The organism is Clavibacter tessellarius (assembly GCF_001618005.1).
Taxonomy (GTDB): Bacteria; Actinomycetota; Actinomycetes; order Actinomycetales; family Microbacteriaceae; genus Clavibacter; species Clavibacter tessellarius_A.
The window spans coordinates 15,848-29,295 of the sequence record NZ_LQXA01000047.1; the positions used below are offsets into that span (position 1 = coordinate 15,848).

15 protein-coding genes are annotated in these 13,448 nt (G+C 74.1%); 7 read left to right on the forward strand and 8 right to left on the reverse strand.

The window, feature by feature from the left end; genetic code table 11:
* Positions 1 to 340 precede the first annotated feature (340 nt).
* The 3 genes from AWH51_RS12305 to AWH51_RS12315 are packed head-to-tail and all read left to right on the forward strand — an operon-like array spanning position 341 to position 2,945.
* Positions 341 to 832, forward strand: a complete 492-nt coding sequence (locus tag AWH51_RS12305) for a hypothetical protein (protein WP_175345523.1) — start codon at positions 341 to 343, stop codon at positions 830 to 832.
* Between the two features lie 32 nt (positions 833 to 864).
* A complete protein-coding gene (locus AWH51_RS12310) occupies positions 865 to 1,830 on the forward strand; it encodes a quinone oxidoreductase family protein (RefSeq protein ID WP_063072360.1) in 966 nt (321 codons plus the stop codon).
* Positions 1,831 to 1,874: 44 nt separating this feature from the next.
* Entirely contained in the window at positions 1,875 to 2,945 is a 1,071-nt protein-coding gene (locus AWH51_RS12315; protein WP_063072361.1) for an LLM class flavin-dependent oxidoreductase, read from the forward strand.
* A 67-nt stretch (positions 2,946 to 3,012) separates the two neighbouring features.
* On the opposite strand, the gene AWH51_RS12320 is transcribed toward AWH51_RS12315, so the two are convergent.
* Entirely contained in the window at positions 3,013 to 4,596 is a 1,584-nt protein-coding gene (locus AWH51_RS12320) for an MFS transporter (protein WP_063072362.1), read from the reverse strand.
* Between the two features lie 60 nt (positions 4,597 to 4,656).
* Here AWH51_RS12320 and AWH51_RS12325 point away from each other — a divergent pair, with 60 nt between their 5' ends.
* On the forward strand, positions 4,657 to 5,262 hold the full coding sequence (locus AWH51_RS12325) for a TetR family transcriptional regulator (RefSeq protein WP_063072363.1): 606 nt from the start codon (positions 4,657 to 4,659) through the stop codon (positions 5,260 to 5,262).
* Positions 5,263 to 5,352: 90 nt separating this feature from the next.
* Positions 5,353 to 5,709: a TIGR02611 family protein gene (locus AWH51_RS12330; RefSeq protein WP_063072364.1), complete on the forward strand. Its 357-nt coding sequence runs from the start codon at positions 5,353 to 5,355 to the stop codon at positions 5,707 to 5,709.
* Positions 5,710 to 5,776: 67 nt separating this feature from the next.
* Here AWH51_RS12330 and AWH51_RS12335 read toward each other — a convergent pair whose 3' ends face one another.
* The 6 genes from AWH51_RS12335 to AWH51_RS12360 form a co-directional block, all read right to left on the reverse strand.
* Complete coding sequence (locus AWH51_RS12335; RefSeq protein WP_063072365.1) at positions 5,777 to 6,850, reverse strand: alkene reductase; 1,074 nt, start codon at positions 6,848 to 6,850, stop codon at positions 5,777 to 5,779.
* A gap of 154 nt (positions 6,851 to 7,004) precedes the next feature.
* Entirely contained in the window at positions 7,005 to 7,676 is a 672-nt protein-coding gene (locus tag AWH51_RS12340; protein WP_063072366.1) for an RDD family protein, read from the reverse strand.
* Between the two features lie 234 nt (positions 7,677 to 7,910).
* A complete protein-coding gene (locus AWH51_RS12345; RefSeq protein ID WP_063072367.1) occupies positions 7,911 to 8,147 on the reverse strand; it encodes a hypothetical protein in 237 nt (78 codons plus the stop codon).
* Positions 8,148 to 8,149: 2 nt separating this feature from the next.
* Entirely contained in the window at positions 8,150 to 8,605 is a 456-nt protein-coding gene (locus tag AWH51_RS12350) for an SRPBCC family protein (protein WP_063072368.1), read from the reverse strand.
* Between the two features lie 163 nt (positions 8,606 to 8,768).
* Entirely contained in the window at positions 8,769 to 9,485 is a 717-nt protein-coding gene (locus AWH51_RS12355; protein WP_254654573.1) for an SGNH/GDSL hydrolase family protein, read from the reverse strand.
* Between the two features lie 70 nt (positions 9,486 to 9,555).
* Positions 9,556 to 10,809: a M23 family metallopeptidase gene (locus AWH51_RS12360; protein WP_063072370.1), complete on the reverse strand. Its 1,254-nt coding sequence runs from the start codon at positions 10,807 to 10,809 to the stop codon at positions 9,556 to 9,558.
* A gap of 293 nt (positions 10,810 to 11,102) precedes the next feature.
* Between AWH51_RS12360 and AWH51_RS16325 the strand changes: the two genes are divergently transcribed.
* On the forward strand, positions 11,103 to 11,528 hold the full coding sequence (locus AWH51_RS16325) for a hypothetical protein (RefSeq protein WP_063072371.1): 426 nt from the start codon (positions 11,103 to 11,105) through the stop codon (positions 11,526 to 11,528).
* A complete protein-coding gene (locus AWH51_RS12370; protein ID WP_063072372.1) occupies positions 11,525 to 12,409 on the forward strand; it encodes an NAD-dependent epimerase/dehydratase family protein in 885 nt (294 codons plus the stop codon). The genes AWH51_RS16325 and AWH51_RS12370 overlap by 4 nt, the downstream gene beginning before the upstream one ends.
* Here the strand turns inward: AWH51_RS12370 and AWH51_RS12375 are convergent.
* Positions 12,406 to 13,446: a LacI family DNA-binding transcriptional regulator gene (locus AWH51_RS12375; protein ID WP_063072373.1), complete on the reverse strand. Its 1,041-nt coding sequence runs from the start codon at positions 13,444 to 13,446 to the stop codon at positions 12,406 to 12,408. The two genes, AWH51_RS12370 and AWH51_RS12375, sit on opposite strands and share 4 nt — an antisense overlap.
* Between the last annotated feature and the right edge of the window lie 2 nt (positions 13,447 to 13,448).

Genomic DNA, 13,448 nt, shown 5'->3' on the forward strand with positions numbered 1-13,448 from the left:
GCCGTCGCCGCCTGCACCGAGCGGGTGAGGATGCGGCCGACCACCCCGAGGCGATCCCGCTGCCGACGCGGTCCGCACCCGAACCGGGATCCCTCCTGCTCACGAAGGAGAGACATGCCCGTCCACCGCACCGCTCCGCATGCGTGACGCACCCCGGCCGGAGCAGGGAGATGAGGTCCGGCGGAACCCTCCCGACTGGACGCCGCCCGGCTTGTGGGCGCCGCTGTCCGGGCACCTCACGGTGGCTCTGCTCAAGGCGCCTCTGGTGGTGCTGGCATGCCAGGCCCTCCTGCTCGTCCCCGCCTGGGGCCCCGGTTCCCTCGACCGGACGATCGGAGGGGTGACCGCCATGACCCTGGTCTTCTGCACCGTCGAGGTCGTGGTCGAGCGTCCCTTCGTCGTCCGCGGTCGGCTGGTGTCCCCGGGCGGATGGGGCTTCGCGGTCCTCCCGTGGCTCGCCGGGTCCACGGCCGCCGCCGCGGTGGTCATCGTGTGGCTCGGCATCCCGACCGGTGCCGTGCTCGCCTCAGTGATGGCCGGCGTCGAAGGACTCGAGACGCTGTGGAGACGAGCCTGGCGACCCGGCCAGACCGACGCCGAGTTCCACGAGAAGTGGATCGCGTTCCGGGAGCTGACGAAGGAGACCTTCGCGCCCGACGTCGCCGAGATCCGCCACCGCCTGGACGAGCGGGCGATGGACGGGTACCGACGGAAGATCGCCGAGCGCGACGCGCAGCGGGCGCGGGACGAGGATCAGGAGCGAGAGGCGCAGCGGGCGCGGGACGAGGAGCGGCAGCGCGACGACGGGGACCGACCGCCGCGCGACGCGTGACCTGGGGCCCTCGGACCCGGCAGGCTGGACCCATGAGCGCGCGCATCGAGGTGGAGGGGCCGGGCGGCCCCGAGGTCATGACCCTGACGGACGGCCCGGTGCCGGATCCCGGGCCCGGCGAGGTGCGGATCCGCGTGCACGCCGCGGGCGTCAACTTCATCGACACCTACCGCCGCAGCGGCGTCTACCCGATGGCGCACCCGTACGTGCCGGGATCCGAGGCCGCGGGCGTGATCGAGGCGCTCGGCGACGGCGTGGCCGGCGTGCACGTGGGCGACCGCGTCGCGACCGCCGAGGCCGAGGGCACGTACGCGCAGCACGCGCTCATCCGCGCGGAGACGCTGCTGCCCGTGCCCGACGGCGTGGGCATGGAGGTCGCCGCGGCGCTCCCGCTCCAGGGCCTCACCGCGCACTACCTCGCGACGAGCTCGTACCCGGCCGGTCCCGGCGATCGCGCGCTCGTGCACGCGGGCGCCGGCGGCGTGGGCCTCCTCCTCACCCAGCTGCTCGCGGATCGCGGGGTCGAGGTGATCACGACCGTCTCCACCGAGGAGAAGGCGGCGCTCTCGCGCGCAGCCGGCGCCACGCACGTGCTCGGCTACGACGACGTGCCCGTGCGCGTCCGCGAGCTCACCGACGGGCGCGGCGTCGACGTGGTCTACGACGGCGTGGGCCGCGACACGTTCGACGGGTCGCTCGCCTCCCTGCGCATCCGCGGGACGCTCGTGCTCTTCGGCGGCGCGAGCGGGCAGGTGCCGCCCTTCGACCTGCAGCGGCTCAACTCGGGCGGATCCCTCTCCGTCACCCGCCCCACGCTCGCGCACTTCCTGCTCGACGCGGAGGAGCGGCGGTGGCGCGCGGGCGAGCTGTTCGAGGCGGTGCTCGACGGATCCCTCGACGTGCGGGTCGGCGCGACGTACGCGCTCGCCGACGCGGCCCGTGCGCACGAGGACCTCGAGGCCCGGCGCACGACGGGGTCGATCGTCCTGATCCCCTGAGGCCGGATCGGCGGGCTCGCACCGGCACCGCCTAGCCTCGTCGCATGCCCGCATCCGGATCCGCGCCGACGCGCCTCGGCTTCCTCACCACCGGCCCGTTCGACCCGGCCGACCCCGCGACCGGCCTCGAGGAGGCGCTCCGGCTCGTGGAGCTCGGCGACGCGCTCGGCCTCGACACCGCCTGGCTCCGCCCCGACCACCTCCGGCACGCCATCTCCTCCCCCGTCGCGATGCTCGCCGCCGCCTCGCAGCGCGCGCGCCGCATCGGCCTCGGCACCGCGTCCATCCCCGTGCGCGCCGAGAACCCGCTCCGCCTCGCCGAGGACCTCGCGACCGTCGACCTCCTCTCCGGCGGCCGCCTCCGCCCCGGCCTCTCGGTCGGCAGCCCGAAGCGCGTCGCCGCGGTCGACCGGGCCGTGCATCCGACGACGGCCGAGCACGAGGAGCCGGGGCGCGAGCGCCTCCTGCGCTTCCGCGACCTGCTGCGCGGCGGCCGGGTGCCGGGCGCGGACGACCGGCCCGACGGATCGCACGACGCGCACGACGCGCACGACGAGGAGGCCCTCACCCCCACGGTGCAGCCGGCGTCCCCCGGCCTCGCCGACCGCTTGGGGTACGGCGCCGCGACCCTCCGCACGGCGGCGTGGGCCGGATCCAACGGCTTCCGCCTGCTCTCCTCGGACGTGACCGAGCGCGGGTCGGGCGCCGCCGGCTTCGCGGCCGACCAGCGCGGCCTCATCGACGCCTACCGGGCGGCGCACCCGGATCCGGCCGCCGCGCACGTCACGCTCGCACTCGTGGTGGTGCCCACCGACGGCGCGACGGCCGAGCAGATCGCCCGGTACCGGGCCGACGCCGCGTCGCGCGCCGAGCGGGCCCGGCGCGCCGACCAGTCGGAGGATCCCGGGGCCGCCTCGAGCATGGTCCGCGCGCCGGACCTGGTGGGCCCGTCCGACGAGCTCGCCGCCGCGCTCCTGGCGCACCCGGCTGTGCAGGCCGCCGACGAGCTCGCGATCGCGCTGCCCGCCGGACTGCCCGCGGCCGATCTCGCGCGGATCCTCACCGACGTCGCCGAGCGCCTCGGCCCCGCGCTCGGCTGGTCGCCCGCGGCCTGACCCGCTGCACGCACGACGACGCCCCTCCCGCGCACGGCGGGAGGGGCGTCGTCGATCCGGGCGGGGATCAGTGCATGCTCACGGCCTCGGTCGAGGCGCCCTCGCGGAAGCGCTCGATCGGGACGCGCACCATCGACCAGGAGATGATCGAGGCGCAGGCCACGCCGATCGCCGCCGCCAGGAACACCACGTGGTACCCGTCGACCTGCTGCTGGAGCCGGTCCTGGACGCCGTCGGTCGTCGCCGCCGTGACCGCGGACGCGAACAGCGCCGTGAAGACGGCCGTGCCGATGGATCCGCCGATCTGCTGCGTGCCCGTGAGCGCCGCGCCCGCGACGCCCGCGTCCCGCGGCTCGATGCCGGAGAGCGCCACGTTCTGCATCGGCACGAACACGCATGCGAGCCCGATGCCGAGGAGGATCTGGCCGGGCAGCACCTGCACGACGTACGCGCCGTCGACCGTGATCCGGCTGAACCAGAGGAGCCCGGCGGCAGCGATCAGCGGCCCGACCGTCATGAGGATGCGCGGGCCCACCCTCGGCAGGAGCCGCGCGACCTGCGGCGCCGTGAGCATGATGGTCGCGGCCATCGGCAGCGACGCGAGGCCCGAGATCAGCGGCGACATGCCGAGCACGATCTGGAAGTGCAGCGTGAGGTAGAGCAGCCCGCCGAGGAGCGCCGCGCCCACCATCACCGACGTGAGGTAGGCGCCGCCGCGCGTGCGGTCGGCCACGACGCGGAGCGGCAGCAGCGGGTTGCGCGCCTTCGACTCCCACCAGACGAACGCGACCATGATGCCCACGCCTAGCGCGAGGAAGCCGATGGTGTCGAGCTGGCCCCAGCCGTTCTCGGCGCGGGAGAAGCCGTAGACGATGGAGGCGAGGCCGACCGTGACGAGCAGCGCGCCGGGCACGTCGTAGCTGCGGTCGCCGTCGGCGCGGCTCTCCTTCACGAGCGGGATGCCCGCGACGATCGCCACGATCGCGATGGGCACGTTGACGAGCAGGCACCAGTGCCAGCTGAGGTACTCCGTGAGCACCCCGCCGAGCAGCAGGCCGACGGCCGCGCCGGATCCGGCGATCGTGCCGTAGACCGCGAACGCCTTGACGCGGTCGGGCCCGGACGGGAACGTCACCGACAGCAGCGCGAGCGCGGCGGGCGCGAGGAGCGCCGCGAAGACGCCCTGCAGTCCGCGGGCGATGAGGAGCATCTCGCTCGAGACGGCGAATCCGCCGAGCGCGCTGGCCGCAGCGAAGCCCACCATGCCGAGGAGGAAGGAGCGCTTGCGACCCCAGTAGTCGGCGACGCGGCCGCCGAGCAGGAGGAGCGAGCCGAACGCGAGCGCGTAGACGGTGACGACCCAGGTGCGGTCGGCGTCGGTCATGCCGAGGTCGCGCTGCGCGGCGGGCAGGGCGATGTTCACGATGGTGCCGTCGAGCACGACCATGAGCTGGGCGAGCGCGACGACGGCGAGGAGGATCCACTTGCTGCGGGCGGAGGTCGCGTCCGGGGCGGCGGGGGCGGCGGCCTCGGCGGAGGCGGCCGGACCGGCGGGAGAGGTGGAGGGCGTTGCGTGCTCAGGGGTGCGTGCGTGCGAGATCTGATGCTCCTGGATGGTCGTGCGGCGCCCGGGCGGGCGAGGACGGTCCAATCTAGGGCCGCCCTGAGCACAGAGTCAAACGAACCGGTTCGTTTGACATACGCTGTTCACATGGCAGCGACGACGGGGTCCGCCCGATCCACCACCGACGAGAAGCAGGACGACGTCCGGCACCGCATCCTCCTGGCCGCACGCGAGGAGTTCGCCGCGCACGGGCTGGCGGGCGCGCGGGTCGACCGCATCGCCCGCTCGGGCCGCGCGAGCAAGGAGCGGCTCTACGCGCACTTCACCGACAAGGAGTCGCTGTTCCACGCGGTGCTGAAGCTCAACGGCGTCGAGTTCTTCTCCGCCGTGACGCTGGATCCCGCCGACCTCCCCGGCTTCGTCGGCCAGCTCTTCGACCACGCGTACGAGCACCCGCAGCACCGCCGCATGCTCGCGTGGGCCCGGCTCGACGGCCTGGAGCTCGACGTGCCGCACAGCGCGACGTCGCCGTCGGCCAAGGTGCAGGCGGTCCGTCGCGGGCAGGAGGAGGGGCACATCGACCCGTCGTGGGATCCGCAGCGCCTCCTCACGATGCTGTTCGCGCTCGCGCAGGCGTGGGTGCAGTCGCCGTACCCGGCCATGCACGCGGACGGCCCGAAGGCGCGCGCCGCCGACCGGGCGGCCGTCGTGGAGGCCGCCCGACGGATCATCACGGCGCCACCCGCGCGGTAGGCGTCCGGCCGGCGGCGCATCCGTCACGGCACCCTGCGGATTCGCCGGATGAGGGAGACGCCTCCCAGGACCCGCCCGTAGCGTTGGGGCATGTCCGACACCCTGACCCGCGAGTTCGAGGCGGGGTCCAGCCACTCCCACCCCCTCCGCCGGTTCCTGCGTCGCTGCCGGGCCTGGATCGAGCTGCACCCGAAGGCGCGCTGGCTCTACCGGATCCTGGTCGGCCTGCTCGGCGTGGGCATCGTGCTCGTCGGCATCGTGCTCATCCCGCTGCCCGGTCCCGGCTGGCTCATCGTCTTCCTCGGCATCGCGGTGCTCGGCACCGAGTTCCCCGCCGCGCACCGCGTGAACGTCTTCCTCAAGCGCCAGCTCCACCGCTTCTGGGACGCGTGGCGCCGCTGGCGCGCTTCCCGCGCCGCCCGCAAGGCGGAGCGCGTCCGCCGCTGACCACCGCGCGACGAGAGCGGCCGCCCCTCGGGGCGGCCGCTCTCGTCGTGTGAGGCGTCGCGGCGGATCAGCTCGCGAGCGCCGGGTAGTCGGTGTAGCCCTCGGCGCCAGGGCCGTAGAACGTGGCCGGGTTCGGCTCGTTCGTGGGGGCGCCGGACTCCCAGCGCTCGACGAGGTCGGGGTTCGCGATGACCATGCGGCCCACGGCCACGACGTCGGCCGTGCCCTCGTCGACGAGCTGGACAGCCTCGTCGTACTCGGTCTGCACGCCGAAGCCGCTGTTGATCATGAGCGGTCCGCCGAACGTCTTCCGCAGGCCCTGCACGAGCTCGCCCGCGGGCTCCGCGTGCAGGATGCTCACGTACGCCATGCCGAGGGGCGCGATGCCGGACAGCAGCGCCTCGTAGGTGGCGCGCGTCTCGTCGGCGTCCTCCTCGAGCACGTCCTGGATGTTGTGCGACGGCGAGATGCGGATGCCGACGCGGTCCGCGCCGATCTCGCGCGCGACCGCGTGGGCCACGTCGATGCCGAGCTTGGCGCGGGCCGCGGGCGATCCGCCGTACGCGTCCGTGCGCACGTTCGACACGGGCGACAGGAACTCGTGCAGCAGGTAGCCGTTGGCGGAGTGGATCTCGACGCCGTCGAACCCGGCGTCGACCGCGTTGCGCGCGGCGACCGTGAGCTCGTCGACGATGAGCGGGACCTCGTCGGTCTCCGGCTCGCTCGGCACGGGGTAGGGCTTCTTGCCGGTGGGCACGTGCACCTCGCCCTGGATCGCGATGGCGCTCGGAGCGAGCAGCGGGAGGCCGCCCGTGATGTCCTCGTGCGAGACGCGGCCGCCGTGCATGAGCTGCATGACGAGGCGGCCGCCCGCGGCGTGCACCGCCTCGGTGACCCGGCGCCAGCCGGCGATCTGCTCGTCCGTCACGATGCCGGGCTGTCCCGGGTACGCCTTGCTGCGCTCGCTGGTGAACACGCCCTCGGTGACGATGAGGCCGGTGGATGCGCGCTGGCGGTAGTGCTCGACGATCAGGTCGCCGGGGACGCCGTGCTCGTCGGCCCGCATGCGGGTCAGGGGCGCCATGGCGACGCGGTTGGGGAGCTCGAGGGCGCCCAGGGTGACGGGGGAGAAGAGCTTCACGTGGTGGATCCTTCGTCTCGCGGGTGGCCCGGCGCGCACGGCGACGGATCACGTCGGGATGCGGGCGGGGACCAGCGGCCCGGGCGGACCGCCTTCCGGGAACACGGACGGGCACGGACGCCATTCCTCGCCCGCTGCTTCTCCCAGGCGCTCGTCAGGGTCGACGGCGGCCGGGCGCGTCGGCGCGGCGGGGCGACGTCCACGAGCGGTGCACGAGCACGATGTCGTCCGCGGCCAGATCGTGCCAGCCGCGCAGGAGGCGACGGGAGTCCCAGGCCACGGAGGCGTAGGGCAGCCACTCGAGGATGACCGGGCCGAAGGCGAAGCCGTTCTTCACGACGCCGCGGAGGAGGGCGCGCCGGAACCCCAGCGTGCCGGGCTCGGAGAAGCGCTGCACGCGGATCCCGACCATGGCCTTGCCCGGCGTGGCACCCGTGCGGCCGAGCCACCACGCGGAGATGAGCAGGTAGGCGACCACGCTGATGGCGGCAGCCACCAGGGCCCCGCTGAAGTACGTGCGGAACACGTCCCGGGCGGCGGTGCTGCCGAGCCCCTCTGCATCGATGCGCTGGAGCGCCAGGGCGCGGAGCGAGAGGATCCACGCGAGCAGGCAGACGAAGACGACGACCAGGGCCACCGCGCGGTCCAGCATCACCCCCACCGCGCGTCGGCCGACACCGGCCAGGCGCCACTCCGGAGCGATGTGCGGGGGCAACGGCCGCTGGTGGTACGGGAGGAGGCCGATGTCGAAGCCGGGCTGCGGGCCGACCGCACCCGCCGCCGTGCGGTCGTGTCGTGCGTGCTCCTGGTCGTGCGCGTCGCTCATCGTGTCCCCTCGCGTCGGTGGCGCGCCCCTCCGACGCGGCGCAAGGGTACCGATTCCGAGCACGCCGGCAGGCCCGCGGCCCGCAAGGGTGACGTGCGCGCCGGGACGTGCTATGCGAGGGGCTCCTCCGCCTCTGCGCGCGCCGCGGCGCGGCCTGCAGCACGCAGCGAGGGCCCGGCACCCTCGCGGATGCCGGGCCCTCCCGGTCGTGCTGGACGTGCGGTGACGCTCGCGTCAGCCCTGGATCTCGCCGCGGGACACGGCCTCGGCGTACTTGCGGAGGTCTGGTCCGGGCTCGAAGTCGATGAACCGGCCCTTCAGCTGCTCGAAGAGGCGCTGGTACACGGTCTCCCAGTCCTTCCCCTCGAGCTCCTTCGCCGCCTGCTGCACGGCCTCCTGGAGCACGCGGTCGCTGTCGTCGAGGATCTTGTCGCGCGCCTCCTGGTTCCAGACGATCTCGGAGGTCTCCATGATCAGGCCTGGACGTCCCCGCGCCAGGCGCCCTCTTCGGAGCCGCGCTTCTCGATGAACTCCTTGAAGTTCTTGAGGTCGCCCTTGATGACGTGGTCGTCGACGCCGATGACGGCGCCGACCTTCTCCACGAGGCCCTTCGCGGCCCAGTCCAGCTGGACGGTGACGCGGGTCTCGGTGTCGCTCAGCTTGTGGAAGGTGACGACGCCAGCGTGGTCCTCGTCGCCGCCCGTGGAGTTCCAGGCGACGCGCTCGTCGGGGTGCTGCTCCGTGATGTTCGCCTCGAACGTGCGCTCGACGCCGCCGATCTTGACCTTCCACTCGGTGAGCGTGTCGGTGACCTGCGTGATCGACTCCACGTAGCTGAGGAAGTTCGGGAACGACTCGAACTGGGTCCACTGGTTGTAGGCGGTGCTGACGGGGACGTTGACGTCGACGGTCTCGATTACCTGGGGCATTGCTTCTCCTCGTTCGATCTCGGTGCGTGGGGTCGGGTCGCGATGCGACCCGGGAGCCCGGGCTCCGGTGAGGACACCGGGGTGGGCACGCGTCCGACGCTACGCCCGGCCCGCGACGGGAATCCTGCACCCGGGGAATGCACAGGCAACGATCACGCGGCGGTCACGCCTCGCGCGGGGACGGGGTCGCCGGGCCCAGCATCCGGGTGAGGAAGGCGCGCGCCCACGTCGCGTAGACGCGCGACGCCTGGGCGGAGTCCGGGTCGCCGAGGTCGATGACGCTCTCGCTGGGGAACGGGACGGATACGACCGCGGGCCGCGACGCGATCACCTCGGCCGTGACCCGGTTGAGCAGGCGACCGTGCCGGGCGGCGATGGTGCGCCAGGGGCCGGGGAGGCCCGCGCTGTCGTTCAGCGGCGGCACCTCGGAGACGAACACGTGCGCCCCCGCGGGGAGGCCTCGGATGAGATCGTCGATGGTGGCGCACAGGAGCCGTCGCCAGGTGCGCTGCGGCGTGAGCCGGATGCTGTCGCCGACGCCCAGCATGAGCAGCACCACGTCGACGCCCTCCAGGAGCTCGGGATCGCGGACGGTGCCGGCCGCCGTGTGGATCGTGAGGTCGGAGAAGGGGCGCGTCGACCACTCGACACCGCGGGCGGTGCGCCGGGACAGCTGGCGAGCGAAGTGGCCGGCCATGCCGAGCTCGTGCGAGAGGACGCCGAAGCCGACGGCGGTGGCCTCGCCCATGACGAGGATGCGCTGCGGGGCGTCGCCCGGGACGGTGCCGGAGCCGGCGTCACGCGGGAAGACGTTGCTCTGCAGACCGGCGCGGAGGGCCAGGTACTGCACGAAGATCACGGGTCGGACGACGCCCTGCACGACACGCCTCAGCCGACCTGCCACGCGCCGCACCCCCCGGTGATCGTCGGATCCAGGCTACTCCCCCGGGTCAGACGCCGCGCCCGCGCAGGAAGGGCATGGGGGACGTGGCCACTCCGCCCTGGCGGATCTCGAAGTGGAGGTGGCATCCGGTGCTGTAGCCGTCGTTCCCGACCGCGCCGATCTGCTGGCCCGCCTGCACGGTCTGGCCCGTGCGCACCATGACGCCGTAGGAGTACATGTGGCCGTAGACGCTGGTGACGCCGCCGCCGTGGTTCAGGGTGATCGCGTTGCCGAACCCGCTGGATCCGCCCGCGAACTGCACCGTGCCGGCCGCCGTCGCGTAGATGGGCGTGCCGCAACCCGCGCCGAAGTCGTCGCCCGCGTGCAGGCGCCAGACCTTGGCGATGGGATGCAGGCGCATCCCGAAGGACTGGTAGGAGCCGTAGCTGCGGATGGGCATGGTCCAGCCGGAGGCCGAGGGCGCGCCGCCGGCCGACGGCGGACGGGGTGCGTTGGCCGGCGGTCGCGCGGCGGCGTTCGCCGCGGCGGCAGCGGCTGCGGCCGCGGCACGGGCCTCGGCCTGGCGGCGCGCCTCGGCGGCGGCCTCCTCCTGGCGCTTCCGCTCGCCGATCGCGAAGCCCTCCTCGACCGAGATGCGCGAGTCGCGGAGCGTCGTGAGCTGGGCCTGGAGCTCGGAGCTGCGGGCCTCCTGCTCGGCGAGCGCCTGATCCGCCCGGGCCTGGGCCGCGGACGCCTCCTGCAGCTTCGCCTCCGCGTCGGCGGCGAGCGCCGCGAGGGCGTCCTTCGCGACGGCGGCCTGCTTGCCGAGCGACTCAGCGGTGCGCGCCGCGGTGACCGCGTTCGTGAACGCGGTGTCCTGCCGGTCGGCGAGCTTCGTGGCGGTGCCCATGCGGGCGAGGAGCGCGTCGGCGTCCTCGCCGCTCGCGAAGAGGCGGAGGGAGACGTCGCCGCCGCCGCGCCGCGCGAGCTGCGCGACGAGCTGGCCGACCTGGCGCTTGGCGTCGTCGGCCTCCGTCCGGGCCTTGTCGGCCTTTGTCTCGAGCGCCTGCGCCTTCCCGGTCGCCTCGTCGAGCGCGTCGACCGCGGCCGCGTGCTCGTCGGCGCGCTGCAGGGCGAGGGCGGTGGCGGCCTCGACCTCGCCGGCGAGGCCGGAGATGAGGGAGGTGATGCGCGTGACCTGGTCGGCGGTGCCCTGCTCGCTCGAGCGCGCGGCCTGCACCTCGGACCAGGTGGGGTACTCCTCCGCCGCCTGCGCCGACGGCACGCCGAGGCCGATCAGCAGGCCGCTCGCGGCGAGCACGGCGGCCGTCCGGATGCGCGGCGCGGTGCGGGCCCGCGGGCGCGATGCGGCGCGGCGGGAGGGGCGGGCGATGCGGGAGATGGCGGGCCTCGTCGGTGTCGGTGGAGCGCGGTTCTTTCGACGGTAACCGAAATACGCAGGAACACCATCATCCACTTTCGTTTCCGCAGTTGAGGAAATCCACTTCGCGGCACGGGAGGGGACGCGGTCCGGCGAGGCGGGTGCACCTCCGCGCTCCGGACACCGGCGACCCCGCGTGGCAGACTCGATCGACACGAGGAGCGCGACGCCGCATGAGCCACGACACCACCCCCGCATCGCCCGGAGCCGGAGCCGGAGCGGACCCCGACGTCACCGCGCCGCGCGACACCGAGCTGCAGAGCACGACCTGGACCCTGGTCCTCGCGCTCAGCGCCGAGCAGGTCTCGGGCGACGGCACCCGGTCCGCCCGCCTGGCCGAGGCGCAGGCCGCGTTCGAGCGCCTGCTGCCCGCCGACCACGTCGTCGTCCGCTGGACCCGCGCGGTCGGCCGCATGATGACCGAGGAGGCGCGCCTCTGGACCCGGTGGGAGCTGTTCACGCCCACCGTCGCGACCCCGCTGAAGCTGTGGTCGGAGGGCTACGTCGACGAGGCCTGGTTCGCCGAGCGGCTCGAGGACGACCCGTTCGTGCCCGTCGTGATGAAGGCGCCCGAGGGCCAGGCGGGGGTCGGCGCGTGAAGGTCCTCGTCACCGGATCCCGCGGCAAGGTCGGCCGCGCCGCCGTCGAGGCGCTCGTCGCCGCCGGGCACGACGTGACGGGCGTCGACCTCGTGCGGCCCGTCTTCGACGCGGGCGTCGTGGTCCCCGGCCGCTACGTGATGGCCGACCTCACCGACCAGGGATCCGCGTTCGCGCTCGTCGCCGGCATGGACGCCGTCGTGCACGTCGCCGCGATCCCGCAGCCCACCGGGCACCCCGCCCACGTGGTGCTGCAGACGAACCTCATGTCGACGTTCCACCTCATCGAGGCCGCCGTGCGCTTCGGGGTGCCGCGCTTCGTCAACATCTCGAGCGAGAGCATCGTGGGCAACTTCTTCCCCGAGCGGCCGTTCCTGCCGGACTACGCGCCCGTCGACGAGGACCACCCGCTGCACCCGCAGGATCCGTACGCGCTCTCGAAGGCGTTCGGCGAGCAGCTGATGGACGCGGCCGTGCGCCGGTCCGACATCCGCGTGATCTCGCTCCGCCCGAGCACCGTGCACAACGAGGACAACTACGCGTCGAACCTCGGGAAGCAGGTGCGCGACGCGTCCGTGCTCACGGCGAACCTGTGGAGCTACATCGACGCGGACGACCTGGCGGACGCGATCGTGCTGTCCGTCGCGTCCGACCTGCCGGGCCACGAGGTGTTCTACATCGCGGCGGCCGACAACGCGGGCGGTCACGACTTCGCCGCGGAGCTGCGCCGCCACTACGGCGACGCCATCGAGCTGCGGTCGCTCGAGCGCGTGGACTCCTCGGGCATCTCGACCGCGAAGGCCCGCCGCCTGCTCGGCTGGGAGCCGAAGCGGAGCTGGCGCGACCACCTCGACGCCGACGGGGACGCGCTGCCCCGCTAGGCGGATCCGCCGGCGGGCGCCGGTCCCGTCGAGGCGCGGGCGACGAGCGACGTCGACACGACCGTGGTGCCGGCATCGCCGCCGTCGAGCCGCTCGATGAGCCGGCGCGCGGCCGCGGCGCCGAGCGCGGCCCGGTCGACGGCGATCGTGGTGAGCGCCGGCGCGAGGAAGCGGCTGGTGCCGAGGTCGTCGTGGCCGACGACGCTGACATCGACCCCGATGCGGAGGCCGGCCGTCTCGGCGGCCGAGTAGACGGCGGTCGCGAGGTAGTCGCTGCTCGTCACGATCGCCGTGGGGCGCGTGGCGGCGGGCTCGGCGAGCGTGCGGGTGAGCGCTTGCACGGCGGCGTCGTGCTGCATGGCCGTCTCGATGACGCGCGGAGCGAGACCGCGCTCGGCGCAGATCCGGTGGAAGGCCGCCACGCGCTCGTCGTCGGCGCTGCGGTCGCGGGGCGCCGCGACGATGGCGATGCGCCGGTGCCCGAGGCCGGCCAGGTGCGCCATGGCCTGCGCGACCGCCGCCTCGCCGTCGACGTGCACGCGGCTCGCGTCGATCCCGGTCGCGTGGCGCGCGCCGTTGATGAGCACGACGGGCTTGCCGGTGGATCCGTCCCAGTCGGCCGCCGCGCTCCCCCCGCCGATGGGCGCGAGCGCGAGCCCGTCCACCCCGCGCGCCGCGAAGGTCGCGACGAGCTCGGCCTCGCGCGCGGGCGAGTAGTCGGCGGATCCGATGACGACGCCGAGACCGGCCGCCGCGCATGTGGCGTCGAAGCCGTCGATCACGTCGAGGAAGAAGGGGTTCCGCATGTTGCGGATGAGGAGGCCGACCGCGCCCGAGCGGCCGGTGCGCAGCGCGACCGCGGAGGTGGACGGAACGTAGCCGAGGCGCGCGGCGGCCTCCTTGACGCGCGCCCGCACGACCTCGCCGACGCCCGACCGGCCGTTGAGCGCGAAGCTCGCCGCGGTCGCCGAGACGCCGGCCTCGCGGGCCACGTCGGTGAGCGAGACCCGGCGGCGCGGGGCGGGGTCTCGGGTCATCC

What these genes read in the sequence shown, in the direction of transcription:
- AWH51_RS12310 (WP_063072360.1), top strand. Translation starts at nt 865, where the DNA reads ATGAGCGCGCGCATCGAGGTGGAGGGGCCGGGCGGCCCCGAGGTCATG.
- AWH51_RS12325 (WP_063072363.1), top strand. Translation starts at nt 4,657, where the DNA reads ATGGCAGCGACGACGGGGTCCGCCCGATCCACCACCGACGAGAAGCAG.
- AWH51_RS12375 (WP_063072373.1), bottom strand. Translation starts at nt 13,446, where the DNA reads ATGACCCGAGACCCCGCCCCGCGCCGCCGGGTCTCGCTCACCGACGTG.
- AWH51_RS16325 (WP_063072371.1), top strand. Translation starts at nt 11,103, where the DNA reads ATGAGCCACGACACCACCCCCGCATCGCCCGGAGCCGGAGCCGGAGCG.
- AWH51_RS12315 (WP_063072361.1), top strand. Translation starts at nt 1,875, where the DNA reads ATGCCCGCATCCGGATCCGCGCCGACGCGCCTCGGCTTCCTCACCACC.
- AWH51_RS12330 (WP_063072364.1), top strand. Translation starts at nt 5,353, where the DNA reads ATGTCCGACACCCTGACCCGCGAGTTCGAGGCGGGGTCCAGCCACTCC.
- AWH51_RS12340 (WP_063072366.1), bottom strand. Translation starts at nt 7,676, where the DNA reads ATGAGCGACGCGCACGACCAGGAGCACGCACGACACGACCGCACGGCG.
- AWH51_RS12350 (WP_063072368.1), bottom strand. Translation starts at nt 8,605, where the DNA reads ATGCCCCAGGTAATCGAGACCGTCGACGTCAACGTCCCCGTCAGCACC.
- AWH51_RS12345 (WP_063072367.1), bottom strand. Translation starts at nt 8,147, where the DNA reads ATGGAGACCTCCGAGATCGTCTGGAACCAGGAGGCGCGCGACAAGATC.